Origin of the sequence: Sphingomonas metalli (assembly GCF_014641735.1) — a bacterium.
In the GTDB taxonomy this organism is placed as follows: domain Bacteria; phylum Pseudomonadota; class Alphaproteobacteria; order Sphingomonadales; family Sphingomonadaceae; genus Sphingomonas; species Sphingomonas metalli.
Genome location: NZ_BMIH01000005.1, coordinates 165764 through 191656 on the forward strand (window position 1 = coordinate 165764; position 25893 = coordinate 191656).

The window sequence follows — 25893 nt, forward strand, 5'->3', positions numbered from 1 at the left end:
CCAAGCTTGAGCGTTCCGCCGTTACCCATTGACCCAGATCAGTCCGCGCGCGACACGGCGTGTCCACCTCATTCCCACGGGATCGCAACGGCATGCGAACGCAACTCTCGTCGCTGTCGCTACTTCTCCTGCCGTTTGTCCTCCTCGCCGGCTGCCAGCGCAATGCCGGACAGCCGGCGCGCGCGAACGATGCGATCGCGGTCCGGCCCGCCCCCTCGGTCCTCGCGGTGCCGGTCGAAGTGCGCATGGGCGACCTGTCGCGTCTGCTCGAACGCGAGCTGCCGCGGGTGATGTGGCGGATCGACAAACCCGGCCAGACCTGCGCGGCCAGTCGCAGGATCGACCTCGGCATCGCCAAGGTGAAGACGCCGACGATCAAGTGTCGCATCATCGGCACCGTGACCCGCGGCGCGATCCGCATCGCCGGGGCTGGCAAGACGATCCGGGCGACCATCCCGCTGCGGGCGACCGTCCGCGCGCAGGACATTGGCGGGCTGCTGCACGAAACGGCCGAGGCCCGCGCCATCGCGCATGCGGTGATCGCACTGACGCTCGCCCGCGACTGGACGCCGCGTGGCACGATCCGCCTCGACTATGACTGGACCGATGCGCCGCATGTCGACCTGCTCGGCCAGCGTATCGACCTGACCGAGCCGGCCGACCGCAAGCTGGCACCGGTGATCGCCAGGCTGGAGCGCGCGCTGCCCGGCGAGCTTGGCCGGCTCGGGGTGCGACAGGCCGTCGAGCAGGCCTGGGCAAGCGCCTTCGCCACCGTTTCGCTCAATGCGCGGGATCCTGCCGTCTGGATGCGGATCACGCCGCGCGCGCTGCAGTTCGGCGGCTATGAGGTCGCCGGCGAGACGCTGCGTCTCCGGCTCGGCATGCGCGGCCTGACCGAGACGCATATCGGCCGTCGCCCGGCCCCGCCGCCGCCGACCCCGCTGCCGCCGCTCGAGCCGCTCGCGGAGACGCCGGGCGACCTGTCCTTCTTCGTCTCCGTCTTCGCCGACTATGCCGTGCTCCAGCCGGTCCTGCTCCGGGCGCTGCGCAAGCGCGAGGCACGGCCGTTCGACGTGCCGGGCCTCGACCCCGTGCGGGCGCATTTCGAACGGGCGATGATCTATGGCACGACAGGCGGCCGGATCGCGGTGGGACTGACTTTCACCGCGGCCGAGCAGGGCGGCGGCAAGCCGGCGCGCGGGACGGTGTGGATGACAGGCAAGCCGGTGACCGCACCCAACTCCCGCCGCGTCGGCTTCCGCGATTTCGCGGTCAGCGGCACCACCGACATGGAGGGCGGCTCGCTCGTCCTGAAGCTCGCCAACGCCCCCGGCGTCGCACCGATGATCGCCGGGCTGCTCGTCCAGAACTTCGAGCGCGACTATGTGGAGCTGATCGGCAAGATCGACCGCGCCATCGCCGAAAAGCGTACCGGCCGGCTCCTCATCCGCGCCGATCTGCGCGAAGCCCGCACCGGCCAGCTCCAGGCGGCCGGCGCGGGACTGTACCTGCCGGTCTGGGCGAAGGGAACGGCGTCGATCCTGGTTCGGCCTCAATAAGGCGGCGCCCTGCGACGGCGCTGCTCGCGGGCGGCTTCGGTCCACCAGGCGAGGTCGTCGGCAAAGCGGGGGAAGGCGCGGGTGAGGGCGGTGCCGCCGTCGCCGGTCGGTTCTCCCTGCTCGTTCAGCGCATGGCCGATGCCGCCGACGGTCAGCGTGCTGGAGATTACCACCATGCCATCTCGGTTAGCGTGCCGTGCCAGGCGACGCTGGCATGCGCACCCGCCAGGCGCCCGGCGGAATAGCTGGCGATCGCGGCGGGACGCCAGAACCACTCCTCGAGGAAATGGTCGGTCAGGTTCTTCAGCCCGGGCTGTTGGCCCCAATTATACTCGCCGGTAACGAAGACGAAGGCGTCCGCCGCACGGATCTTGCCGGCCAGTTCCTCCAGCGCCGCGGGTGCGGTGCCCGCGGGATATTCCTTGTACATCCGGTCCAGCATCGGCAGCCCGATCGCCTTGGCGTCGATCAGCTCGGCCGTCGCGCCGCGGTCCGCGAACGCCCGCACCAGATAGTCGGCCAGCCGGATGCCCTGACGGTCGGAGCGGTAGGAGCCGTAGAGGACGAGGACGTGGTCGGGCATGGCGATCTCGCGCGGACGATAGGGTGGCACGCCTCCTATCGCCCGAAAAGCGACGCGGCGACAATGTCGGTTATCGGATCGGCGTGGGCGCACCTGAACAGGTTACCGGTCCGTGCGTTGTCGGTGCCTAACCCACGGGAGGCGTCATGCAATTCACGGTCAACGGGCAACGCCGAGAGGTGGATGTCGATATCCGCACCAGCCTGCTCGACCTACTGCGCGAGCATCTGGCGCTGACCGGCAGCAAGAAAGGCTGCGACCACGGCCAGTGCGGCGCGTGCACGGTGCTGGTCAACGGGCGCCGCATCAACAGCTGCCTGTCGCTCGCGGTGATGCACCAGGACGACGAGATCGTGACGGTGGAGGGGCTGGGCGATCCCGAGCGTCTGCACCCGATGCAGGCCGCCTTCGTCGCGCATGACGGCTATCAGTGCGGCTATTGCACGCCCGGCCAGATCTGTTCGGCCGTCGGCATGCTGGGCGAGGTGGCGGCGGGCTGGGGCAGCCACGTCTCGCCCGATCTCGCCGCGCCGGAACTGTCGACCGAGGAGATCGCCGAACGGATGAGCGGCAATGTCTGTCGCTGCGCCGCCTATCCCAATATCCGCGCCGCGATCGCCGAGGTCGCGGAGGATGGCGGCCTGGAGGCGGCCCCCGAACCCCGTCGGCAGGAGGCGCTCGCATGAGGCTGTTCCAGTATGAGCGCGCCGCGACGCCTGAGGCGGCGGTCGCCGATTGCCTGGCGGAGGACGCGCGCTTCATCGCCGGCGGCACCAACCTGCTCGACCTGATGAAGCTCCAGATCGAGACGCCGGCCAAGCTGGTCGATATCAGCCGGCTCGATCTCGGCGCGATCGAGGAGGCGGAGGATGGCGGGCTGCTGATCGGCGCGCTAGTGCCGAACAGCGATCTCGCCGCCGACCCGCGCATCGTCGCACGCTACGAGGTGCTGGCGCGCGCGCTGCTTGCGGGGGCAAGCGGGCAGCTGCGCAACAAGGCGACGACCGGGGGCAATCTGCTGCAGCGGACCCGCTGCTATTATTTCTACGATCGCCATACCCCGTGCAACAAGCGCGAGCCGGGATCGGGCTGTTCGGCGATCGGTGGCGAGAACCGCATCCTGGCGGTGCTCGGCACCAGCGAGCATTGCATCGCCACGCACCCGAGCGACATGGCGGTGGCGATGCGCGCGCTCGACGCGACGGTGGTGACACTGAAGCGCGACGGCGACAGACGGCGGATTCCGCTCGGCGACTTCTACCGCCTGCCGGGCGACACGCCGCAGATCGAGACGGTGCTGGAGCCGGGCGAACTGATCACCCATGTCGCGCTGCCGCCCGCGGTCGACGGTGCGCGCCACGTCTATCGCAAGGTGCGCGACCGCGCCTCCTATGCCTTCGCCCTCGTCTCGGTCGCGGGCGTGGTGCGGATGGATCAGGGACGAATCGCGGCGGCGCAGCTCGCCTTCGGCGGACTGGCGCCGATGCCCTGGCGCAACGCGGAAGTCGAGGCCGCGCTGGTCGGGCAGGAGCCTTCGCCGGCGCTGTTCGAGCGCGCGGCCGATATCCTGCTCGCCGACGCGCGCGGGCAGGGCAGCAACGATTTCAAGATCCCGCTCGCCCGGCGCACCCTCGCCGCGACGCTGCGCGAGCTGACGGAGGCACGATGATGTTCGGTTTCGGCGAGGACAACGTAACGCTGACCATGGACAAGCCCCAGCCGGTGAGCCGGCTGGACACGACCGTGCAGGGTCTGGTCGGCACCGGCGTGGAACGGGTCGACGGGCCGGCCAAGGTCTCGGGTCGCGCGACCTATGCGGCGGAATACCGGATCGACGATGTCGCCTATGGCGTGCTGGTCGGCGCGGGGATCGGCAAGGGCAAGGTCGTGTCGATCGATGCCGATGCGGTGAAGAGCCTGCCCGGCGTGATCGACGTGGTCACCGACTACGATACCTTCATCCGCGTGTCGCAGCAGGGCGGCGAGACGGAGGCGCCGACGCAAGGTGTTCGCGATGTCGAATATTTCGGTGAGATCGTCGCGATCGTGCTCGGCGAGACCTATGAGGCGGCGCGCGACGCGGCGCTGCGGCTGCCGATCGACTATGAGACGGAGGAAGGCGTCTTCGCCTTCTCGATGGAGGCGGAGCGTGACGGCGACCTGCCGCCGAACAACACGCCCGCCCAGTCGGCGCAGGGCGATGTCGAGGCGGCGATGGCCAAGGCGGCCGTCACGATCGATGCGACCTATACCACGCCGAGCCAGAATTCGGCGGCGATGGAGCCGCACGCCAGCCTCGCCATGTGGGGCGAGGACGGGTCGCTGACGCTCTATGGCGCCTATCAGATGCCGACGTCCGATGCGCAGCAGCTCGCCGACGCGCTCGGCCTGTCCAAGTCGAAAGTGCGGATCGTCTCGCGCTATATCGGCGGCGGTTTCGGCTCGAAGCTGGGCATCGCCCCCGAAAGCGTCGCGGCGGCGGTCGCGGCGAAGCGGCTCGGCCGTCCGGTCAAGGCGGTGATGATGCGCCAGCAGGTGTTCGATGCGACCGTGCGCCGCTCCAATACCTCGCAGCGGATGCGGCTCGCCGCGACCGCCGACGGGCGGCTGACCGCGATCGGTCACGAGACCACCGCCTCGAACCTGTCGACCGAAGACTATTTCGAACCCGCCGGCATCTCCACCCACTTCCTCTATGCCGGTGAGAACCGGCTGATCAGCCACGATCTGGTGCGGGTGAACTGGCTCCTGTCGGGCTCGATGCGCGCGCCCGGCGAGGCGGTCGGCCTGCTGGGCCTCGAATGCGCGATGGACGAGCTGGCGGAGGCGCTGGCGCTCGATCCGATCGAGCTGCGCATCCGCAACGATCCGGGGCGCGATCCGGAAAAGGACGTACCCTTCTCGTCGCGGGCGCTCAAGGAAGCGCTTCGCCACGGCGCCGACCATTTCGGCTGGGACAGGCGGCAGGCGGCGGGCACGCGACGCGAGGGCGACTGGCTGGTCGGCATGGGGGTCGCCTCGGCGGCGCGGGCCAATATCCTGATGAAGGGTTCGGCCAAGGTCGCGCTCGATCCCGACGGGACGGCGACGGTCACCTCGGCGATGACCGATATCGGCACCGGCAGCTATACCATCCTCGCGCAGATCGCGGCCGACATGCTCGGCCTGCCGCTCGATCGCGTCCGGGTGGAACTGGGCGACACCAACCATGTGCCGAGCGGCGGCTCGGGCGGGTCCTGGGGCGCGGCCTCGTCGGGCTCGGCGGTCTATCTGGCAGCCCAGGCGCTGCGCGCCAAGCTCGCCAAGGCGATGGGCGTGGAGGAAGAGGAGCTGACGCTCAAGGACGGACAGGCGATCGGCGCCAACCGCCAGGTGGCGCTGGCCGAGCTGCTCGACGGCAAGCCGATCGAGGCGGTCGGCACGATCGACAAGGGCGCGCAGGAGAAGCTGACGACCCAGGCGTCCTACGGTGCGCATTTCGCCGAAGTGGCGGTGGACGTCGTCACCGGGGAAGTGCGGGTGCGGCGGATGCTCGGCGTGTTCGCCGCCGGGCGCATCCTCAACCAGCAGACCGCGCGGTCGCAGTGCCTGGGCGGCATGACCTTCGGGATCGGCGGGGCCCTGCACGAGGAGCTGATGCACGACGCGCGGACCGGCAAGCTCGTCAATCGCGATCTTGCCGAATATCACGTGCCGGTGAACGCCGACGTGCCCGATCTCGAGGTGATCTTCCTGCCCGAGCGCGACATCCACGCCAATCCGATCCACGCCAAGGGCATCGGCGAGCTCGGCATCTGCGGCGCGGGCGCGGCCGTCGCCAATGCGATCTACAATGCCACCGGGGTTCGCATCCGCGACTTTCCGATCACGCTCGACAAGCTGCTGCCGCACCTGCCGGCGATGTGAGGGAAGGGGGTCATCGGCCCCCTCCCAATCCGAGCACCGGAAATAACTGGCCTCTCGACGGATGACGCTGGCGAGCGGCCCCCTCCCTCCTCGCCCTGACGAGGTTCGCATGCCATAGGCATCACCATGAAGCGCAACCGCTATTATGACGGTCCGCCGTCCGACCATTATGACGGCACCCGCTTCTTCAACCCCGGCCAGCCCGCGACCGACCGCGGCCTGCGCGACATGCTGCGGTGGAAGCTGGCGGGCGGTGCGGCGACGTGGCCGCGATCCGTACCCGTCACGCCGGCGAAGCCCGAGGCGCGGGTGGACGGACTGCGCGTCACCATGGTCGGTCATGCCGCCCTGCTGGTGCAGGCCGCCGGGGTCAATCTGCTCACCGATCCGGTCTGGTCGGAGCGCGCGAGCCCGTTCCGCTTCGCCGGGCCGCGGCGCGTCACGGCCCCGGGCATCGCCTTCGACGACCTGCCGCCGATCGATGCGGTGCTGCTGAGCCATTGCCACTACGATCATTGCGACGTGGCGACGCTGCGCAGGCTGCACGATCGCGACGCCCCGCTGATGGCGATGCCGCTTGGCAACGACGCGATCGTCCGCGCCGCAATCCCCGGCGCGCGATGCGTGACGGGCGACTGGTGGGAGCGCTTGCCGCTCGCCGACAGAATCTCGTCCACGCTGACGCCCGCCTATCATTGGGCGAACCGCTGGCCGAGCGACGTGCGCATGGCGCTCTGGTCGGGCCACTGGCTCGACACGCCGGCAGGGCGGATCTGGTTCGTCGGCGATACCGGCTATGGCGACGGGGCGATCTTCGGCGAGATCCACGCGCGGCTGGGCGCACCCGATGTCGCGCTGATCCCGATCGGGGCCTATGAGCCGCGCTGGTTCATGGCTGCCCAGCATGTCAATCCGGCCGAGGCGGTGCGCATCCTGCGCGAGGTGGATGCCGGCCATGCGCTCGGCATCCATTGGGGCACGTTCCAGCTGACCGACGAGCCCCGCGAGGCCCCGCGGCTCGCGCTCGCCTCCGCGCTTGCCGCCGCCGGCATCCCGCCCCGCCGGTTCGTCGCGGCGCAGGTCGGAGGCACCTACGACTTCGATCCCGTTCGGCGTTGAACGGACGGGCCAGCAGCACCCGCGCACCTGCCATCTGTGTCACTTTACCCGCCACCGCCGGGTAAAGTGACATGGGTGTCAAAAGGCGAGGCCGCCCTTGCTTCCGCCATTTGGGGGATTCACACGAGTCGGCTTTTGTGCTGGATTCGTTCGCATGTTCCAGCCCGACCTTTTCGCCGCGCCGCCCCCCCGGCCCCGGCCCGTCGCGATGGGCCTGGCCGATGTCGTCCGCCGGATCGCAGAGCATTCGGCGCGCCCGCGCTATACGTTCATGGTGCTCGACCTGATCGCCCGGATCGCCCGGCCGAACGGCGAGGCGGGACCGCTGGTGCGGGACGGCGCGGCGCTGGTGCCGATCCGCGAATGGCTGGCCGCCGCGATCGCACCGAGCAGCCATCGCCATTCCAGTCGGCGTGCCGCGAGCGAGAAGGTGCGCCGCGCGCTGGCGGCGGCGGGCGCGCTGCCGGCCGATCCCGAGGATGCGGAGCGGCTGGTCGAGCAACAGGTGCAGGAGCGGCTGCGCGACACGGGCAAGACCGCGGTCAGCCGCGCCGTATCCGAACTGGTCGCGGCCGGGCTGGTCCGCCGCCACTATCAGGGTCATGTCGTCGATCACGAGAATCGCGGGGCGCAGCGGCACGCGGTCTACAGCGTCACCCCCGCCGTGCGGGCGGCGCTTGGCGGGACCGTCCCGACCAGCGAGGACCGGCGCGATGTCTATAGCCGTGGCACCCATGGTCACCCGCAGGCGGGCAGTGGCCGCCGCCGCCATCCTTAATCTGCGGCTATAACAGTTTTGTTGACGCTAAGCCGCTACGTGTCCGAAAGCGGAGGCGAGAGGATCGTGGCCCGCTCGGACGGGATTTCCCGCGGCGTACCTCCGGCAGGCAAGAGCGGTTGGCGTGAACGATTGGCAGATACCGGTTGAGTTGAGCGGTTCGGAGCGGTTCGAGCGGCTGGTCAACTCGATCAGGGACTATGCCATCTACCTGCTCGATCGCGACGGGCATGTCGCCAGCTGGAATGCCGGTGCGGAACGCTTCAAGGGCTATACCGCGTCCGAGATCATCGGCCAGCATTTCTCGCGTTTCTATACCGAAGAGGATCGCGCCGCCGGTCTGCCGGCGCGCGCGCTGCGGATCGCTGCGGAGACGGGCACCTTCGAGGCGGAAGGGTGGCGAGTCCGCAAGGACGGCACCCGCTTCTGGACGAGCGTGGTGATCGATCCGGTGCTCGACGAGACGGGCCGGCTGATCGGCTTCGCCAAGGTGACCCGCGACGTGACCGACAAGCGCGCCGCGGCGCGCGCATTACTGGAGAGCGAGCAGCGTTTCCGCCTGCTGGTGCAGGGCGTGCGCGACTATGCGATCTACATGCTCGATCCGGAAGGTTATGTCACCAACTGGAACCGCGGCGCGCAGGCGATCAAGGGCTATGCCGCCGAGGAGATCATCGGCCGGCATTTTTCCACCTTCTATACCGAGGAAGACCGGCAGGCCGGCGAACCGGCGCGGGCGCTGCGCGTCGCGATCGAGCAGGGCAAATATGAGGTCGAGGCCTGGCGAGAGCGCAAGGGCGGGCAGCGCTTCCGCGCCGGGGTGCTGATCGATCCGATCCATGACGAAGAAGGGCGGCTGATCGGTTTAGCCAAGATCACCCGCGACCTGACCGAGCGCTGGCAGGCGCAGCAGGCGGTGGAGCGCGCGCGGGAGACGATGGCGCAGGCGCAGAAGATGGAGGCGGTCGGCCGGCTGACCGGCGGCGTAGCGCATGATTTCAACAATCTGCTGACGATCATCCGTTCCTCCGCCGACCTGCTCAAGCTGCCGACCCTGTCCGCCGAGAAGCGCGACCGCTATGTCGACGCCATTGCCCAGACGGCCGATCGCGCCGCGGCGCTGACCTCGCAGCTCCTCGCCTTCTCGCGGCGCCAGCCGCTCAAGCCCGAACTGTTCGACGTCGGCGAGCGGTTGGCGGCGATGCAGCCGCTGATCCAGACCAGCGTCGGCCCGACCATCGACATCGCGATCGGCGCCGGCGAGGGGACGGTGGTGAACGCCGACCGCAACCAGTTCGAGACGGCGATCCTCAACTTGGTGATCAACGCACGCGACGCGATGCCGGCAGGCGGCGCCTTGTCGCTGACGCCGGGGATCGTCGATGCGCTGCCTGCGGCGCGCGGCCATGGCGGGGCGGAGGGACGGTTCGTCGCCGTGCGCATCGCCGATACCGGCAGCGGCATCGCGCCGGACACGCTGGAGAAGATCTTCGAGCCCTTCTTCACCACCAAGGCGCTCAACAAGGGCACCGGACTGGGATTGAGCCAGGTCCACGGTTTCGCCAAACAGTCGGGCGGCGATATCGATGTGCAGAGCGAACCGGGCGTCGGCACCGCCTTCACCCTCTATCTGCCGCAGGTCGCGCATGTCGGGGCGCTTCAGCCATTGTCCGAGCGCATCGGCGATCGCACCATGGCGACCCGGCGTGTCCTGCTGGTCGAGGACAACGAGGCGGTCGGCCAGTTCGCGCGCAGCCTGTTCGAGGAGCTCGGCCAGATCGTCACCTGGGTGCAGCACGGCGAGGCCGCGCTGGAACTGCTGGAACGGGCGCACGACAAGATCGATCTCGTCTTCACCGACGTGATCATGCCCGGAATCAGCGGCCTCGATCTGGCGCGCAGCATCCGCGAGCGGTGGCCCGCCCTCCCGGTGGTGCTGACCACCGGATACAGCCACGCCTTGGCCGCCGAGCAGGATCACGGGTTCCCGCTGCTGCGCAAACCCTATTCGGTCGAGGGCATCGTCGAGATTCTGGGCTGAGTCTGGATCGGCCGTTACGAAGCGTCGTCACGGAAATGGCCGGTGCCCCGGGGGAGCCGATGCTGGAGTCAGTGCGAGGAAGCCGCAGGCTTAGGCGGAACGACGACCTGCCGGGATTGATCGGATCGAAGGAGAGGTCCGGAAGTGGGCGGTGTTGGGGCGCACCCGCCCCGACACCGCCCACCGCCATCGCCGATCAGCGAATGCGATGGCCGTAGACGTCCTGCACCTCGACGGGGCCGAGATTGAGCGCGCGGATCTCCGGCTCGATCTTGCGCAGGTCGCCCGCGATCGCCCACACGAAGTCGTCGGCATGGAAGGTCTCGCGCGCGACCTTCTGGGCCTCGTCGAGCGTGATGCTGTCGATCACCGCGGGCATCGACTGCAGATAGTCGAGCGGCATGCCGCGTTCCTGCGCGTCCATCATCGCCATCACATAGTTGCGATTGCTGGTCAGCACGGTCTTGAGCTTGTTGAGCACCGTGGTCTTCTGATCCTGCAGCTCGGTGGCGGTCAGCGGCCGATCGGCGTTGAAGTCGCGGATCTCGCGCAGCACCTCCCGGATCGCATCGGCGGTGTGATCGGCCTGGATCGCTCCCTTGACATAGAAGGTCCGCTGCGACCGCAGCGATCCGCCCAGGTTCGAGCGGATGCCATAGGTCCAGCCCTTGTCCTCGCGCAGGTTGAGGTTGATCCGGCTGGTGAAGGCGCCGCCCAGCGCGCCGTTCGCCAGCACCTCCGCCATCGAGCGGCGCGGCTCCCACATCTCCATCAGCCGGCCGCCGAGCACCTGGCTCTGCGTCGCGCCGGGAATATCGATCAGCACCACCCGCACGCCGGTCGGCCGGGCGGCCGGAACGTCGACGGTCGGCGCCGGCTTGACGCCCTGATGCCAGCCGGCGAGGTTCGCCTCCATCAGCGCCCGCGCATGCTCCAGGGTGATGTCGCCGACGAAATAGGCGGTCATGTTCGCCGGGCTGAGTTCGTGCTGGTAGAAATCGAGCATCGCCGCCCGCGAGATCGACTTGGCCTCGTCCCGCGTTTCGATATGGCCGACCGGATGGTCCTTGCCCCATAGCGCCTGGCTGAACACCGCCTCAAGCGCCCCGGACGGATTGCGTTCGTAGCTGTCGAAGCTCTGATCGACCGCCAGCCGATGCTCGTCGACCTTCTTCTGCGGGAAGAGCGGCTCGCGCAGCACCTCGGTCGTGAAGGCGGTCGCCTGGTCGAGACTGGCGCTGTCGGTCGAGAAGGTGACCGAGCTTTGCCGCTGGTCGCCGATGCCGACGGGATAGAGGGCGAGATCGCGCATCGTCGCCTTGATCGTCTCGGCCGGGTAGCGCTTGCTACCCTCGAACAGGCTGCCCAGCGTGAGGCTCGACAGGCCGCGCGGATAGTCACGGCCGATGAAGCGGCCGGTCGCGAAGGCGAAGGTCACCGACACGAGCGGCAGCTTGGGCCGGCGTACGACGACCAGCTGTGCTCCGTTCGACAGCGTCGCCCGCTCGATCGGCGGCAGCGTTGCGGGCGACGCGCCCGTCACCGCGGGGGTCGCGGCGACGGCCGGCGAACGGGTGCGATCGACGCTGTCGGCCACGGCCGGCGTGGTCGTCGGCTCGGGATCGGTCCGCGTCGTGATGTAGGGGCGGGTCAGCCATTTGCGCGCGACCGCGGCGATCGTGGCCGGTGTCGCCTCCGTCTGCCAGCGACGCTCGGTCTTGAACAGCAGCGGATCGCCTCCGGCCAGTTCGCCCTCCTCGAGGATGCCGCCGACCGACTGTGGATCCTCGAGCCCGGCCAGCAGATCCTTGTCGGCGGTCCGGCGATATTGCTGGAGCATGCGCGCATTGGGTCCGTCGCGCAGTTGCGCGGCCATCACCGCATCGATCCGGCGCTCGACCTCGGCGATGTCCGCACCCGGCTTCAGGTCGACGCTGACGGTGAAGATGCCGTTGACGAACGAGTCCTGGAATATCGCGCCCACGGAGAGCGCCGGCCCGTCATGTTCGACGAGCGCCGCGTTGAGCGGCGCGTCGGGGCTGCCCGACAGGGTGCTGGCCATCAGGTTGAGCAGCGTGCCCTCGCGCTCGTCGCCGCTCGGCACGGGCCAGGTCCGCGAGAGCGTGACATGGCCGTCCTTGCCGTAGAAGTGCAGATCCTTGTGTTCGCCCAGCGTCGGCACCCAGCGGGCGATCGACTGGGTCCGGCTGCCCGGGCGGACATCCTTGAAATATTTGGCGACCTTTTCGCGGGCGGTCGAGGCATCGATATCGCCCGCCAGCAGCAGGATGGCGTTGGACGCGCCGTAATAGCTGTCGAACCAGCTGCGCGCATCCTCCACCGAGGCGGCGTCGAGGTCGCGCATCGAACCGATCGTGCTGTGCGCATAGGGGTGGTTCGCGGGGTAGAGCGCGGCGAGAAAGGCGTCGGACTGGGCGTCGCTCGCCGCCGTCCCGTGCTGGCGCTTCTCGTTCTTCACCACCGCGCGCTGACTGTCGAGCGCCTTGGCATCGATCGCGCCGAGCAGATACTGCATCCGGTCGCTTTCCATCCACAGCGCGAGGTCGAGCGCCTGGGTCGGGATGATCTCGAAATAGCGGGTGCGATCGGTGGTGGTGTTGCCGTTGATGTTGATCGCGCCGGCTTGGTTGAGGCGCGAGAAATACTCGTCCTTCCGATTCGGCGTCTCCTGGAACATCATATGTTCGAACAGATGGGCGAAGCCGGTTTTTCCTTCCGGTTCGTCCTTGGAGCCGACGCGGTAGGTCAACGAGACCAGCACGGTCGGGGCGCTATGGTCCGTGTACACGATCACGGTCAGCCCGTTGGGCAGGGTGAAACGCTCATAGGGCAGCTTCAGCTGGTCGACCGGATCCGCCGTCGTCGCGGCAGGGGCCGCGGCGACAGCCGCACGCGCGTCCGACGCGTCCGCCACGAGCAAGCAACCAGCTGCAAAGAAACCGTATTTGACCACGCCGTACTTCATCTTTCCCCCACTTCGTGACGATAGCGGGAGTCGTGTCCCGCTATCACGTCGATGACATCGTATAATTCATATCTTGAAATTCAAAATGGATTCTCACTAGAAGTCTGTCGGGGTGTCCTCATCATCAATTGCTAGATTAACTACCGCAAAATCCGAAAAGGATGTCGGCTGTGATCTATGTATTTGATTTTCATTCGAGGACGTTACTGCTGAGGGGGAAGAATGATCTGTCGGACACGGTTGGGTCGTAACCTGTTGCTGGGTGCCGCGGCGATGAGCGCCCTTGCGGGCGCCGATGCGGCGGCCAAGACGCGCGGCAAGCCTGCGCCAGCGCCGGCGTCTGCCGAACCGGTGCCGGCGTCTGCCGAAAAGGCCGGCGACGATGCCTCGGGCGAAAACATCACCGTCACCGGCTCCCGGCTGAGCGGCTATGATCCGACCAGCGACGTGAGGGTCTATACCGCGGACGACATCAAGGCGCTGGGCGTCTCCAGCATCCAAGACTTCATCCGCACGCTGCCGCAGAACCAGGCCTCGGTCGGCTACGGCATCAACAATCGCGAGCGTACGGAGGTAAAGTTCGACGCCGGCGGGCTAGGGGGCCTGGGGGTCGCCGGCGTCAACCTGCGGGGCCTCGGCACGCGCAACACACTCGTGCTGGTCAACGGGCGCCGCATCGCCGGCGCGGCCGGCATCGAGGACGGATTCGCCAACATCAACACCATCCCGCTCGCCGCGGTCGACCGGGTCGAGATCAACCTGAGCGGCAGCGGCGCGATCTACGGCGCGGACGCGCTGGGCGGCGTCGTCAACTTCATCCTGAAGAAGGGGTACAAGGGCCTGTCCTTCACGGTCCGCCACGAATTCTCCAGCACGGGCGCCGACATCACGCAGTCGACCGGGACGGCGGCGACCAGCTGGGGCACGGGCTCGATCACCGCGACCCTGTCGGCGACGAAGACGGACCCCGCCCGCAATGCGAAGCTCGGCTATGTCACGCGCGACTACAGCAGCTATTTCACGCCGGACGATCTGGCGGCGCTCGGCCGGACCTATTTCCCGCTCGATCAGCGTTCGGCGCTCGACGGCGCCCAGCCCGCAGCGCTGTTGTTGAGCTATTCCGCGCTGTCGAACGGCAAGCGCCGCAATGTCACCCAGGTCCTGCAATATCGCGGCCGGCCCGGCAGCACGCCGCAGTTCGCCGATCTCGGTCCGGTCGACCGCGCGACGATCGGCAGCGTCATTCCGCCGGACGCCGGGGAATATCACCGCGACATCGGCATGTCGGTCAATCTGGAGCAGAAGGTGACCGACCGGCTGCACCTGACGCTCGACTATCTCGGTTCGCGCGGCCGTTCGCTGCTGCGCGAGAGCTGGGACTATCTGCTGCTGAGCAAGGTTCCGTTCGAGCAGGCCTATAGCCCGATCCGCCGGAGCGACCTGCCTGCCAGCGCCGATTTCGGCGCGATCGCGGGATACAGCGCCTATTACTTTCCGCGCGCCGAATACGACTCGGGGAGTCAGACCCCGGGGTTCCAGCGGTCGCGGATCGTGTCGGACTCGGTCACGCTGGGCGCTGCCTATGAGTTCAGTCACGACACCGTCCTGCGGGCCAACTATACCGCCTCGAACAACCGGGCGAGCGGTGTCCAGCGCGGGCTGGTCAACGTGGTCGAGCGGTCGCGGACCGACGGCAGCTGCCGAGCGAACCAGAATTACGTCGGCAAGGTGCGCGATCTCGATCGTGTCGCAGCGAGCCAGTGCGCTGCCCTGACGAGCAGCGACCCGAACCTGGCCTTCAACTTCCTCAACGACGGCTCCAGCACCCGGGGTGCGCCGCTCTCCGTCTTCTTCCTGGACCAGTATCAGCTGGCGAACACCGCCCGTCTGCGCAACGCCGATCTGCTGCTGACCTCGGCGCCGCTCACCTTGCCGGCCGGCAAGCTGCGGCTGGCGATCGGCGGCGAGACCTATAGCAACGGCGTGACCGGCGAACGCATCCGCCAGGTGACGGCGGAGGCGGTCAATACCCGCATGTATGCCGGCTATGTCGAGGCGCGCGTCCCGGTGATCGGCAAGGCGATGGGCGTTCCCCTGATCTGGTCGTTCGATCTGTCGCTCAAGGCGCGTTATGACCGCTACGACACGCGCGGGCCGGTCGGCACCGTCGACAACATCCCTTATGAGGAGGGTGGCAGGCTGATCCGGGGCAAGTCGAGCTTCAGCCGGGTGAGCCCCGATCTTGCCGCCGCCTGGTCGCCCTTTCACGGGCTGCTGATCCAGGGATCCTGGGCGTCCACCTTCTCGCCGCCGCCCTTCACCAACCTGTACAATGTTAAGGGCGGGCAGGTATCGCCCGAATTCCTGTTCCTCGATCCGCTCGCGCCGGACGGCAACATCTTCCAGTTCCGCGATATCGACGCCGAATATCGCGGCAATCCGAAATTGCGGCCGTCCGTTTCGAGCAGCTACCATCTCGGTGCGACCCTGACGCCGCCGCGCTTCCTCCAGAACCTGTCGGTGCAGGTCGATTATTACAACACTCGCATCCGCGACCAAATCGGTCTGTCCACCGATCTCGAAAACCTGCTCAAGCCGGAAGTCTATTACGGCCTCAAGGACTATTTCATTCGCGATACCGGCGGCAACATCGTCAAGCACGTGCTTACGTCGATCAATATCGGCTGGGCTCGCAGCGAGTCGATCGACGTCAACGCCAGCTACGCCATACCGACGGCCTTTGCCGTGATCACTCCGGCCATCGTCTACTCGCGCAACCTGCGGCAGGAGACGTCGTACGACGGCAGCAACGTGATCAGCATGCTCGGCACGGCGCAGGGGCTCGACCGGTACAAGCTGATCGGCAGCCTGAATCTGGCATCCGCCAACTGGTCGGCGCGGTTCACGGCGCGTTACACGCCCGGCTATGACAACAATTACAACCTGCTGTACGACGACGGCCAGATCAGCGATGCCGATGGCGACGGGGTGATCGACAAGCCGTTCCCGGTACACAGTCTCACGACCTACGATCTCGCCGTGCGCTGGCGGGCGATGCCCAAGCTGACCTTGAGCTGCGGTGGCCGCAACATCTTCCATGCCAAACCGCCGTTCGCGCTGATCGATCGGCGGCCGTTCGACGCCTCGCGTTACGATCTTCGCGGACGGGTGCTGTACCTGGAGGCGAGGGCCGACTTCTGAGGCGATGCCCGGGCCATCGCCGCCGGCCTATGTCCGGGCTGGCGGCAATGGTCCCGTTCGGCGCAGGTCAGGTCGCCGTCCGTGCGGCCACTTTCTCCAGTACGGTCAGCGGCATGGCGCCCATCGTCAAGAGGCGGTGGAAGCGCTTGGGATCCCAGTTCGCGCCCGCCCGGCGGCGGGCGGCATCGCGGAGGCGGACCCAGACGGTGTGGCCGATCTTGTAGCTGCACGCCTGGCCCGGCCAGACGGTGTAGCGATCGATCTCGCCCTGGCTTCGCCCGCGCGCGATGCCGGTGGTGGCGATCAGATAGTCGGTCGCGGCTTCGCGGCTCCACCGCTTGGCGTGCATGCCCGAGTCGACCACGAGCCGCGTCGCGCGGAACAGCAGGGACTGGAGATAGCCGATCTGGCCGAGCGGATCGCCTTCATACACGCCCATTTCGTCGGCGAGCTGTTCGGCATAGAGCGCCCAGCCCTCGGAATAGCCCGAATAGAAGCCGCGGCGACGGATCAGCGGGATGTCCTCGCTTTCCAGCGCCGACATGACCTGGAGATGATGGCCGGGCACCGCCTCGTGGTAGCTGAGCGTCGCCAGGCCGAACTTGGGCCGGTCGAACGTATCGCGCAGGTTGATGAAGTAGATGGCCGGCCGGCTCCCGTCGAGCGACGCCGACTGGTAATAGCCGCCCGGCGCCCCGGCCTGGATCGCCTCCGGCACGCGCCGTACCTCGACCGGCGCGCGCGGCAGGATCGCGAACTGCTCGGGCAGGCGGCGCGTCATCGCCGCGATCTGTCCGCGCAGTTGCTCGAGCAGCGCCTCGCGGCCGGGATCGGTATTCGGATAGAGCTGGTCGGGCCGCCGGTTGAGCGCCACCAGCCGCTCGCCGACGCTGCCCTGGCTCATGCCCTGCGTGCGCAGGATTCGGTCGATCCGCGCCCCGATCTCGCCGACCTGGGCGAGGCCGAGCCGGTGAATCTCGTCGCCGCTCATCTCGACCGTGGTCGCCGCGCTGGCGGCCGCGGCATAATAGGCCTCGCCGTCGGGCAGTCGCCATACGCCGGCATCGTGGCTCGCCCGCCCGCGCAGCTCGCCGACAAGCGCCCGCTGGCGGTCGAGCGCGGGAAAGACCTGCTCGCCCATCAGCCGGGCGACCGTCGCGGCCCGGTCAGGTGGCAGGCCGGCCGCCTTCAGCTTGGCGGTGAGGTCGGTGGCGGGTCCGGTGGTCTCCGGCGCGCGGTCGCGCACCGCCGCCAGCTGCTTGAGCGTGGTATCGAGGATGAAGTCCGGCGCGAACACGCCCTTGGCGGCGTCCTCGCGTTGACGGCCCGTCTCGGCGTCGATCGCGCCGGCGAACGCGCGCACCCGTTCGACATAGGCGTCGGCATCGGCCGCGTCGCGCACGCGATGCTGATTGGCGAGGAAATCCGGGACGTCGCGATAGGCGCCGGTCAGCTGCGAGAGGACATAGGGCGCATAGCGGCCGGCGCTGGCGCCAAAGTCGAACCGCGCGCCGGCGACGACCCGCTCCAGCCCGTATTCGACCACGTCATAGTCGAGCTGCGCGGCCTCGCCCAGCGAGTCGCGTCGCACCGTGCGCAGGGCGGCGAGCTCCTGTCGCGCCCGGGCGAATTGCCGGGCCTGGCCGGCGCGAGAGGTATCGTCGAGCTGCGACTTCAGCGCGGCGCGGTCACCCGTGTCGAGGCCGAGCGAGGTCGCCTGTTCGGGGCTGTCCTGCAGTCGGGCGTAGAAGAGGCGATCGAGCATCGCCCGGAAATCGGCATCGGGCCGGGCCGGCGCGACCGCGGCGAAACCCGGCGCGGCGATCGCCGAGGACAGCAGACCGGTCGTGGCGAGGAAGTGACGACGATCCATGAATGCTCGCTTCTCAAATTCTTGCCGCTGAGGACGCGGCATGTCCGATGTGCCTGCGCGACGGCGCCTTGTCGACCGGATAGCCGCGCCGGCGGGATCGGCGACGGCTCAGGCGGCGCGACCCGAGGCGTCCGTCACGGGCATGGCGAAGGTGCGGGACAGGCCGTGATAGAGCTTTTCGCGGCAGACGAGCTGGCTCGTCGCATCGGCGATGAACGCGACGGCGAACATCGGCAGCATCAGGCCGCGGCTCGCCGTGGTTTCGGACAGGATGATCACCGCCGTGAGCGGCGCGCGGACCACGCCCGCGAAATAGCCGACCATGCCGAGGATCACGATCGCCGAGGCGGGCGAGCCGGGGAAGAGCGGGTGGAGGAGGTTGCCGATCCCGGCGCCCACCGCGAGCGAGGGCGCGAAGATGCCGCCGGGTAGGCCGGCGACGGCGGTCGCCAGCGTCGCCAGGAACTTGGCGGGACCGAACCAGAGTGGGGCGTCGACGCCCGCGATCATCGCCCGCGCCGCGCCATAGCCGGTGCCCCAGGTCAGCCCGGTCGCGATCCCCAGCGCGCCGACCACCAGCCCGCACAGGCCGGCGAAGGCGACCGGATGCCGCCGGGTCCAGCCGGTCGCGGCGTTGGTGCCGGTGGCGAGGATCAGCATCAGCCGCGAGAACAATCCTCCGGCCAGCCCGCCCGCAAGCCCGGCGACCGGGACCGCCGCCAGCGCGGCGGACAGGGGCATGTGCGCGCCGATCAGCCCGAAATAGACGTAATCGCCCTGCACCGACTGGGCGACCATGCCGGCGATGACGATCGCGGCGATAACCAGCAGCGTGACGCGCTGTTCATAGGCCGAGGCGAGCTCCTCGATCGCGAACAGGAGCCCGGCGAGCGGCGTGTTGAACGCCGCGGCGACACCGGCCGCCCCGCCGGCGATCAGCACCGCGCCGCGCAGCGGCACGCGCAGGATGCGGTGGCTGAGGCCCATCACCGCCGCGGCGATCTGCACCGTCGGCCCCTCGCGCCCGACCGACGCCCCGCCGAGCACCGCGGCGAGGGTCAGCAGCGCCTTGCCGGCCACGGTGCGGATCGAGACCAGCGCCCCGGTCGCGCGTTCGGGATCGGCCTGCGCGGCGATCACCTGCGGGATGCCGGAGCCGCGCGCGAGCGGAACGAAGCGGCGCGTCAGCCAGACCAGGGCGGCGAAGAGGGCTGGGGTCGTCAGCAGCGGCGCCCAGCGATAGCGCGCCGCATAGGCGCCGAAGATGTCGGCCGCGAGATCGGCGGCCTTGGCGAAGACGGTCGCCGCCAATCCGATCGCCACGGCGCCGGTCAGGATCGCCAGCCGGGTCCTGAACCGCACCGATCGCGGCCCCTGCGCGCGCAGCAGTGCGCGGTAGCGGGCGGCCGTCCAGCGGCGGTCGCGGCTGCGCAGTATGTTTTCGACCATCGCCAGGGTCTTTTCCACGGATCGGCGAGGGTTACCAGCGAAGGCGACAGAAGCGGCGGTGCCGCCCCTCGACCGGCGGCATGCGGCCCCCATCGCGTCTTCGGCGCGTTCTTCGACCCTGACGCGGGTTAAAGGGAGACGATCGGGAATGACGGATGGCACGACCCTGCACCCGGGAATGGCGCGGCGCTGGTGGTCGCAATGGGTCGTCGGCGGGGTCGATCACGACGCGGTTCTGAAGACCATCGCCGAGGATTCGGGATGGTCGGGCCGCTATGCCTTTCTGATCGTCGTGTCGGCCGCGATCTCGCTCCTCGGGCTGCTGATGCCCTCGGTCGCGGTGCTGATCGGGGCGATGCTGCTCTCGCCGCTGATGATGCCGATCATCGGACTGGGGTTCGGGATCGCGACGCTCGACACGCGGGAGATTCGGCGGACGACGACCGCGCTGCTCGCCGGAGCGGCGATCGCCATCGCGTTGTCGGTCGTGCTCGTCAGCCTGTCGCCGATCCAGACGATCACCAGCGAGATTGCGGGCCGAACCCGGCCGACGCTGTTCGACCTGCTGGTCGCGCTGCTGTCGGCGATCGCCGGCGCTTACGCCCTGATCCGCGGGCGGGGCGGGGCGGTGGTGGGAGTCGCGATCGCGATCGCGCTGATGCCGCCGCTGGCAGTGGTCGGCTTCGGCATCGCGACGCTCAACTGGACCGTGTTCGCGGGGTCTCTGCTGCTCTTCCTGACCAATGCGATCACCATCGCGCTGACCGCAGCGCTGGTCGCGCGCGTCTATGGCTTCGGTGCGCATCTCTCGCCCCAGCATACCGGCTGGCAGCTGCTGCTGTTCGTGGTGGCGCTGGGCGTGCTGTCGGTGCCGCTCGGCACCGGGTTGCGCCAGATCGCGTTCGAGGCGGTCGCGCAGCGCCAGGTCCGCGACACGATCCGCGATCGGTTTCCCGACGCGTCGCGCCTGGGTCAGCTCGACATCGACTATGCGGCCTCGCCGATCCGGATCCGGGCGATGGTGCTGACCCCGCGCCTCGATCCGCAGGCCGACCGGGCGCTGGCGAGCGACCTGCAGCGCCAGCTGGACCGGCCGATCGACCTGCATGTCGACCAGTTGCAGGTGGATCCCGATGCCGGCGGCGTCGAGGTCGCCCAGATCGCGCAGGCGGGGGCGAGCGCGCCCGATGCCGACCGGCAGCAGCAACGCGCCGCCGCCGATCTGGCGCTGATCGCAGGCGTGGATGCCGACCAAGTGCGCATCGATCCGCAGGCCCGGACGATGACGGTGCAGGCGGCGCCGCTGCCCGGATAGACGATGGAGGGCTATCGTGCGCTGGAGACACGGGCACGGCAGGCCCTGCCCGCGTGGACGGCCACGCTGTCTCCGCCGGCCGCGACCGCGCCGCCCGCCGTTCCGATCGATGCCGGCGTGATCGGCAGCGCGGCGCTCGATGCCGCGGCCTGGGGCTCGGCCCGGCTCGGCCGCGCGCTGCGGATCGAGGGGGGCAGCACGGCGCAGCGCCGCGCGGTGTCGGCCGGGATCACGGAACGGGGCGGATCGGCCGAGGCCGGTCGACCCGGCGGAGCCTTGCGACTGACCTGGACGCCGCAAGGGGATGATGCATGACACTCCGGCGAGATTTGGCTGCGGAACACAGCGGGCCGGCGCGCGCTGTGTAGCGGCATCAACCGGGAGCGCTTCATGCCTGACACCGATCGCCGTACATTGCTGACCGGCGCGGCGGCGCTCGCCGCGGCGTCGACCACCGCCGCGGCCGCGCAGGACGGGCAGGGGGCCGCCGCGGCGACCACGCCCGCCGCCTCGGCCTATCCCAAGCCGCCCTTTCCGGTGCAGCGCCAGCCATGGCCCGGCCTCGCCTCCAAGATGAATCCGCGCCCCGACCATGGCGAGCGCAGCTACAAGGGCTCGGGCAAGCTGGCGGGCAAGAAGGCGCTGATCACCGGCGGCGACAGCGGCATCGGCCGCGCCGCGGCCATCGCCTATGCGCGCGAGGGCGCCGATGTCGCGATCAACTATCTGCCCGCCGAGGAACCCGATGCGCGCGAGGTCGTCGCCCTGATCCGCGCCGAGGGACGCAAGGCGGTGGCCATCCCCGGCGACCTGCGCGACGAGCGCTTCTGCCGCAAGCTGGTGGCGCAGGCCGCCGACCAGCTGGGCGGTCTCGACATACTGGTGAACAATGCCGCCCGTCAGCAGACCCGGCCGACCATCGCCGATATCTCGAGCCAGGATTTCGACGATACGATGAAGACCAACGTCTACGCGCCCTTCTGGCTGACGCGTGCGGCGCTCGAGCGGATGGGTCCGGGCGCCGTGATCGTCAACACCTCGTCCGAGCAGGCGGGCGACCCCTCGAAGGACATCATCGACTATGCCATGACCCGTGCCGCGGTGCTGAACTTCACCAAGGGCATGGCCAAGCAGCTCGCCCCACGCGGTATCCGGATGAACGCCGTCGCACCCGGCCCCTTCTGGACACCGCTGCAGGTCAGCGGCGGTGCGACGCCGGACAAGCAGCGCAGCTTCGGCGAGAGCGCGCCGCTCGGCCGGCCGGGGCAGCCGGCGGAGATCGCCGCGCTCTACGTCGCCGCCGCCGACCCGGCGCTGAGCTTCTCGACCGGGCAGATCTTCGGGGCGACCGGCGGCAACGGCCAGCCCGCCTGATGGTGGCGCCGATCGACGCGACGACGCTGGCGGAAGCGATCGCGCACCTGCAGGCGTTTCGCGCGACCCTCTACGACGGCGACGAGGTGGATGTCGCTAGCGGCCTGCGTGCGGAGGACCTCGACATCGTCCTGGCCGCCGCGGAGCGGCAATGGGAGGCAGACCGCTCGGCCAGGGCGAGCGGCTGACCGCCAGGTCCGTCGCCCTTGCATAAGTCGCGCAAGGCAATATGTACCGGTCGTTATGGAAACCGCAACTGCTCCCGCCGCACGGGGGCGCCCCAGAGAGTTCTGCACCGACCGCGCGCTGGCCGCGGCGCTCGGCGTGTTCTGGTCGAAAGGCTATGAGGGCACGTCGATGGCCGATCTGACGGAGGCAATGGGGATCACCAAGCCGAGCCTCTATGCCGCTTTCGGCAACAAGGAGGCGCTGTTCCACAAGGCGCTCGACCTCTACGAGGCGGAAAAGCTGCAATATACCCGCGCGGCGCTGAAGCAGCCGACGGCCCGGGCGGTGGCCGAGCATTTCATGCGCGGCGCGATCGAGGCGCAGCTGAGCAGCTGCGATCCGCGCGGCTGCCTGGGCGTGATCAGCGCCACGGCCTGCGGCGCGGAAGCCGAATCGATCAAGGCGGACGTCATCCAGCGCCGCGCCTCTTCCCAGGCGGCGCTGGTCGAACGGTTCGAACAGGCCAAGCGCGACGGCGATCTGCCGTCGCATGTCGATGTCGCCGGGCTGACCAGCCTGCTCTACGCCATCCTTCAGGGGATGGCGGTGCAGGCCGGGTCCGGTGCGAGCCGTGCCGATCTGGAGCGGGTGGTCGAGACGAGCCTGGCGCTCTGGCCGGGCCGCTAAAAAACGTACCGGGCGGTATAGAAAGCCATTGACGCTCCCGGCTTCCGCTTATATACCGACCAGTATAGAAAGTGGCGCCGGATGATCGGCCCCCGGCCTTCGACAGGGGGCCGCAGGCCGCCACCCGACGACGACGATGACAGCGTCCCGTAACCGGCGTCGTCATTGATCAGCGTAACGACTGCAAGACACCGATCGCTCGCCCCGTTCGCGGCGGGTAGGTGCGATGCCATGCCCGTCTGCCGCCGGCTCGTCCGGACGGCGAAGGATGGATCGCGCCTGCCTGCCCCGCGGCCGGGGCCATGAAGGGAGACAGATCATGGCCTATATGGATTTCACGCGCGATCCGCTGCTCGCCCCCAGCCTCGACGCGCCCCGTCACGATCCGGTCGAGCCCGAGCAGACCGGCCTGAGTGCGCTGGAGTGGCAGGTGGTGGCGCTGGCGCAGCGCGACCGCATGTCGTCGCTGAACAAGCCCGGCCGGCTCGCCATCGCGCTTGGTACGGTCTTCGGTCCGCTCCAGCACAACCCCCGCCTGGCCGACCCGAAGCTCGAGGCGCTGCGCCGGATGGCGGTGCTCAGCTGGCATCGCGGCTTCTCGGTGCCGGTCAGCGAGATCAAGGCGTTCCACGGTGCGGGCTTCTCGCCCGCCCAGTATGAGACCCTGGTGAGCAGCATCCTCGCCGCCCGTCCGCGGGTGCGGGCCTGATCCATGACAGCGAAATATCCTCGGCACGCTAACGTACCCGTCACGGTTTGACGCAAGTCTCGTTAACCATTGGTCCCTAGACGGGACCGTGTGAAAAACGCGTCGAATACGAGCAGTTTGGAGAGCAACGGTCGCCATCGGCGGGCGCTTGGCGTCCAGATCGGGCTGATCCTGATCGGTGCGCTCATGCTGATCGGCTGGCCGCGCGAGGATGGCGACGTGCTGCTCGTGCCACTGGCCGCCAGCCTGCCCTCGACGATCAACCTCGCCCTCGCCCATCATGGCCGCATCGTCGCGGCCGCGCCCCGCGTCGGCGGCGTGATCGTGCGCAGTCCGAACGGCGGGGACGATGCGGCGACCCTGATCGCCGCGCAGGTCCGCCACGGAACGCTGGCGATCGGCGTTCCCGCCGCGATGTGCGGCGCACTGGCCAGCCTGCCCGGGGCATCGGGCTGATGGCCCTCGCCATGCGACACCGCGCCCGCCGGCCGCTCGTCCACGCGCGGATCGGCTGGCTGCAATCCGCCAACAGCCTGGGCGAACTGCGCCAGCGCGGCATGGAGGCGATCGTCCTGCTCGCCTGGGCGGCGTTCGTCACGATCGCGATGACCAGCCTGGTCCTGCATGCGCCGGTGCTGCCCACCGTGGCGGCCGGACTGGCCGCGCTGTTCCTGCCGACCAAGCTGGCGCTGGAAGGGCGCCACGACGCGCCCGCGCGGCTGATCGTCGGCACGCTGGCCGCGGCGATCCCGGCGCTGCTCGTCTTCGCCCTGCGCGGGCACGACTGGCAGATGGACGCCCATATGTACTTCTTCGTGGCGCTCGCCACGCTGACCGTGCTGTGCGACTGGCGGCCGATCGCGGTCGCCGCCGTGCTGATCGCGGCGCATCATCTGGCGCTGCAATGGGCGTCGCCCGACTGGGTATTCACCGGCGACAATCATTTCGGCCGCGTGGTCTTCCACGCCGTCGCGGTCATCCTGCAATTTGCGGTACTGGCGGCGCTGGCGAGCTGGCTGACCCGGATGTTCGAGGCGCAGGCCGCGGCGGTGCGCACCAGCGAAGCGCTGATCCAGGAGGCCGAGGCGGCACGCGAACGTGCGACGTCGGCGCTGGAGGAGGTGAGGCGCTCGACCGCGGCGCTGGACGATGCGCGTCGCCACAGCCATGCGGCCGAAGAACGCCACGCCCGCCAGCGGCAGACCGAACTCGCGCAGCTCGCCACCGAGTTCGACGGCCGGATCGCGGCGATCATCGTCACGCTCGAACAGGCGGCGGGAGGCCTGGAGGCGATGTCGTGCAAGCTCGAAGCGCTGGCGAACGACGTGCAGGGGCAGGCGCGCGACGTCAGCGCCAGCACCGCCGATGCGACGGCGGAGATCAGCCATGTCGCCAGTGCTCTGACGACGCTCGGCTCGTCGATCGGCTCGATCGCGGCGGGCGCGGATCAGCAACGGAGCCTGACCTCCGCCGGCCGCGTCCAGGGGCAGCGCAGCGTCGAGACGATCGCGCGTCTGGTCTGCGGGGTCGACGAGATCGAGGCATTCCTCGACCAGATCCGGGCGATCGCGGCGAAGACCAACCTGCTTGCGCTGAATGCGACGATCGAGGCGGCGCGGGCGGGGGATGCAGGCCGCGGCTTCGCCGTGGTCGCGACCGAAGTGAAGGGGCTGGCCGGTGAGACCAACCGCGCGAGCGGCCGGATCATCGATATTCTCGGTGACATCCGCCAGGCGGTAGAGGCGGCCTCGACCGACGTGAACGCGGTCGGCGACGCTGTCGAGGAGGTGGCGAGCGCGGCCAAGGTGATAGCAGAGGATGTCGAGAGCCAGCGCCTGATCGCGCAGAACGTTCGCGAAAGCGCGGCCTTTGCGGCCGAGCGGGGCACCGACATCCGCGCGCGCATGTCCGACCTGACCGCGCATATGGCGTCTGCCGTGCACCTGTCGTCGGAGGTACGGGCGAGCACCGGTGCACTCTTCGCCGGGGCCAAGGAGCTGCGCGCGTCCTCCGACCGGTTCGTCTCCGCGCTGCGGCTGATACCGGGTGGGCACGCGGCGTAGCGGCGGGCAAGGCTCCGATCGCTCGGGGCGGACGCCGGCCGCGCCTTTGACAAAGCCGTCCCGGCCTCTACCGCTGGGTGAG

The 25893-nt window shown here is 69.0% G+C and carries 19 protein-coding genes and 1 pseudogene; 16 read left to right on the forward strand and 4 right to left on the reverse strand.

All coding sequences use genetic code 11. From position 1 onward, the window contains the following. The first annotated feature begins 92 nt into the window (after positions 1–92). Entirely contained in the window at positions 93–1559 is a 1467-nt protein-coding gene (locus IEX18_RS16790; protein WP_188660565.1) for a DUF4403 family protein, read from the forward strand. On the opposite strand, the pseudogene IEX18_RS16795 reads toward IEX18_RS16790, so the two are convergent. After that, positions 1553–2142: pseudogene (locus tag IEX18_RS16795) on the reverse strand (NADPH-dependent FMN reductase). The gene IEX18_RS16790 and the pseudogene IEX18_RS16795 overlap by 7 nt on opposite strands. A 146-nt stretch (positions 2143–2288) precedes the next feature. Between IEX18_RS16795 and IEX18_RS16800 the strand changes: the two are divergent. The 6 genes from IEX18_RS16800 (at position 2289) to IEX18_RS16825 (ending at position 9986) form a co-directional block, all read left to right on the forward strand. Beyond that, entirely contained in the window at positions 2289–2828 is a 540-nt protein-coding gene (locus IEX18_RS16800; RefSeq protein ID WP_188660568.1) for a 2Fe-2S iron-sulfur cluster-binding protein, read from the forward strand. After that, positions 2825–3811, forward strand: a complete 987-nt coding sequence (locus IEX18_RS16805; RefSeq protein ID WP_188660571.1) for an FAD binding domain-containing protein — start codon at positions 2825–2827, stop codon at positions 3809–3811. Before IEX18_RS16800 ends, IEX18_RS16805 begins: the two co-directional genes overlap by 4 nt. Next, complete coding sequence (locus tag IEX18_RS16810) at positions 3811–6048, forward strand: xanthine dehydrogenase family protein molybdopterin-binding subunit (RefSeq protein ID WP_188660840.1); 2238 nt, start codon at positions 3811–3813, stop codon at positions 6046–6048. The genes IEX18_RS16805 and IEX18_RS16810 overlap by 1 nt, the downstream gene beginning before the upstream one ends. A 126-nt stretch (positions 6049–6174) precedes the next feature. Next, complete coding sequence (locus IEX18_RS16815) at positions 6175–7167, forward strand: MBL fold metallo-hydrolase (protein WP_188660575.1); 993 nt, start codon at positions 6175–6177, stop codon at positions 7165–7167. A gap of 154 nt (positions 7168–7321) precedes the next feature. Further along, positions 7322–7945 carry a hypothetical protein gene (locus tag IEX18_RS16820; RefSeq protein WP_188660578.1) on the forward strand — a complete coding sequence of 208 codons (624 nt, stop codon included), beginning with the start codon at positions 7322–7324 and terminating at the stop codon, positions 7943–7945. 124 nt (positions 7946–8069) lie between these two features. Beyond that, the gene (locus IEX18_RS16825) at positions 8070–9986 is read left to right on the forward strand and encodes a hybrid sensor histidine kinase/response regulator (RefSeq protein ID WP_188660581.1); all 1917 of its coding nucleotides are present in this window, start codon (positions 8070–8072) and stop codon (positions 9984–9986) included. Between the two features lie 196 nt (positions 9987–10182). Here the strand turns inward: IEX18_RS16825 and IEX18_RS16830 are convergent, their stop codons facing one another. Then, positions 10183–12972, reverse strand: a complete 2790-nt coding sequence (locus IEX18_RS16830; protein ID WP_229664669.1) for a M16 family metallopeptidase — start codon at positions 12970–12972, stop codon at positions 10183–10185. Positions 12973–13245: 273 nt separating this feature from the next. Between IEX18_RS16830 and IEX18_RS16835 the strand changes: the two genes are divergently transcribed. Beyond that, the gene (locus tag IEX18_RS16835; RefSeq protein WP_188660589.1) at positions 13246–16173 is read left to right on the forward strand and encodes a TonB-dependent receptor domain-containing protein; all 2928 of its coding nucleotides are present in this window, start codon (positions 13246–13248) and stop codon (positions 16171–16173) included. 67 nt (positions 16174–16240) lie between these two features. Here the strand turns inward: IEX18_RS16835 and IEX18_RS16840 are convergent, their stop codons facing one another. Further along, positions 16241–18046, reverse strand: coding sequence for a DUF885 domain-containing protein (locus IEX18_RS16840; protein WP_188660592.1), 1806 nt, complete (start codon positions 18044–18046; stop codon positions 16241–16243). Between the two features lie 108 nt (positions 18047–18154). Then, on the reverse strand, positions 18155–19495 hold the full coding sequence (locus IEX18_RS16845; protein ID WP_188660842.1) for a chloride channel protein: 1341 nt from the start codon (positions 19493–19495) through the stop codon (positions 18155–18157). Between the two features lie 148 nt (positions 19496–19643). Between IEX18_RS16845 and IEX18_RS16850 the strand changes: the two genes are divergently transcribed. The 8 genes from IEX18_RS16850 (at position 19644) to IEX18_RS16885 (ending at position 25811) form a co-directional block, all read left to right on the forward strand. Beyond that, on the forward strand, positions 19644–20810 hold the full coding sequence (locus tag IEX18_RS16850; protein ID WP_188660595.1) for a DUF389 domain-containing protein: 1167 nt from the start codon (positions 19644–19646) through the stop codon (positions 20808–20810). Between the two features lie 3 nt (positions 20811–20813). Next, on the forward strand, positions 20814–21125 hold the full coding sequence (locus IEX18_RS16855) for a hypothetical protein (protein ID WP_188660598.1): 312 nt from the start codon (positions 20814–20816) through the stop codon (positions 21123–21125). Positions 21126–21200: 75 nt separating this feature from the next. Further along, positions 21201–22184, forward strand: a complete 984-nt coding sequence (locus IEX18_RS16860) for an SDR family oxidoreductase (protein ID WP_188660601.1) — start codon at positions 21201–21203, stop codon at positions 22182–22184. Continuing rightward, a complete protein-coding gene (locus IEX18_RS16865) occupies positions 22184–22372 on the forward strand; it encodes a hypothetical protein (RefSeq protein WP_188660604.1) in 189 nt (62 codons plus the stop codon). The genes IEX18_RS16860 and IEX18_RS16865 overlap by 1 nt, the downstream gene beginning before the upstream one ends. A 55-nt stretch (positions 22373–22427) precedes the next feature. Then, positions 22428–23039: a TetR/AcrR family transcriptional regulator gene (locus IEX18_RS16870; RefSeq protein WP_188660609.1), complete on the forward strand. Its 612-nt coding sequence runs from the start codon at positions 22428–22430 to the stop codon at positions 23037–23039. A gap of 319 nt (positions 23040–23358) precedes the next feature. Next, positions 23359–23748 (forward strand): hypothetical protein, encoded by a 390-nt coding sequence (locus tag IEX18_RS16875; RefSeq protein ID WP_188660615.1) that lies wholly within the window; start codon positions 23359–23361, stop codon positions 23746–23748. Positions 23749–23838: 90 nt separating this feature from the next. Next, the gene (locus IEX18_RS16880) at positions 23839–24204 is read left to right on the forward strand and encodes a hypothetical protein (RefSeq protein WP_229664670.1); all 366 of its coding nucleotides are present in this window, start codon (positions 23839–23841) and stop codon (positions 24202–24204) included. 11 nt (positions 24205–24215) lie between these two features. Then, positions 24216–25811, forward strand: coding sequence for a methyl-accepting chemotaxis protein (locus tag IEX18_RS16885; RefSeq protein WP_188660622.1), 1596 nt, complete (start codon positions 24216–24218; stop codon positions 25809–25811). Positions 25812–25893 lie beyond the last annotated feature (82 nt).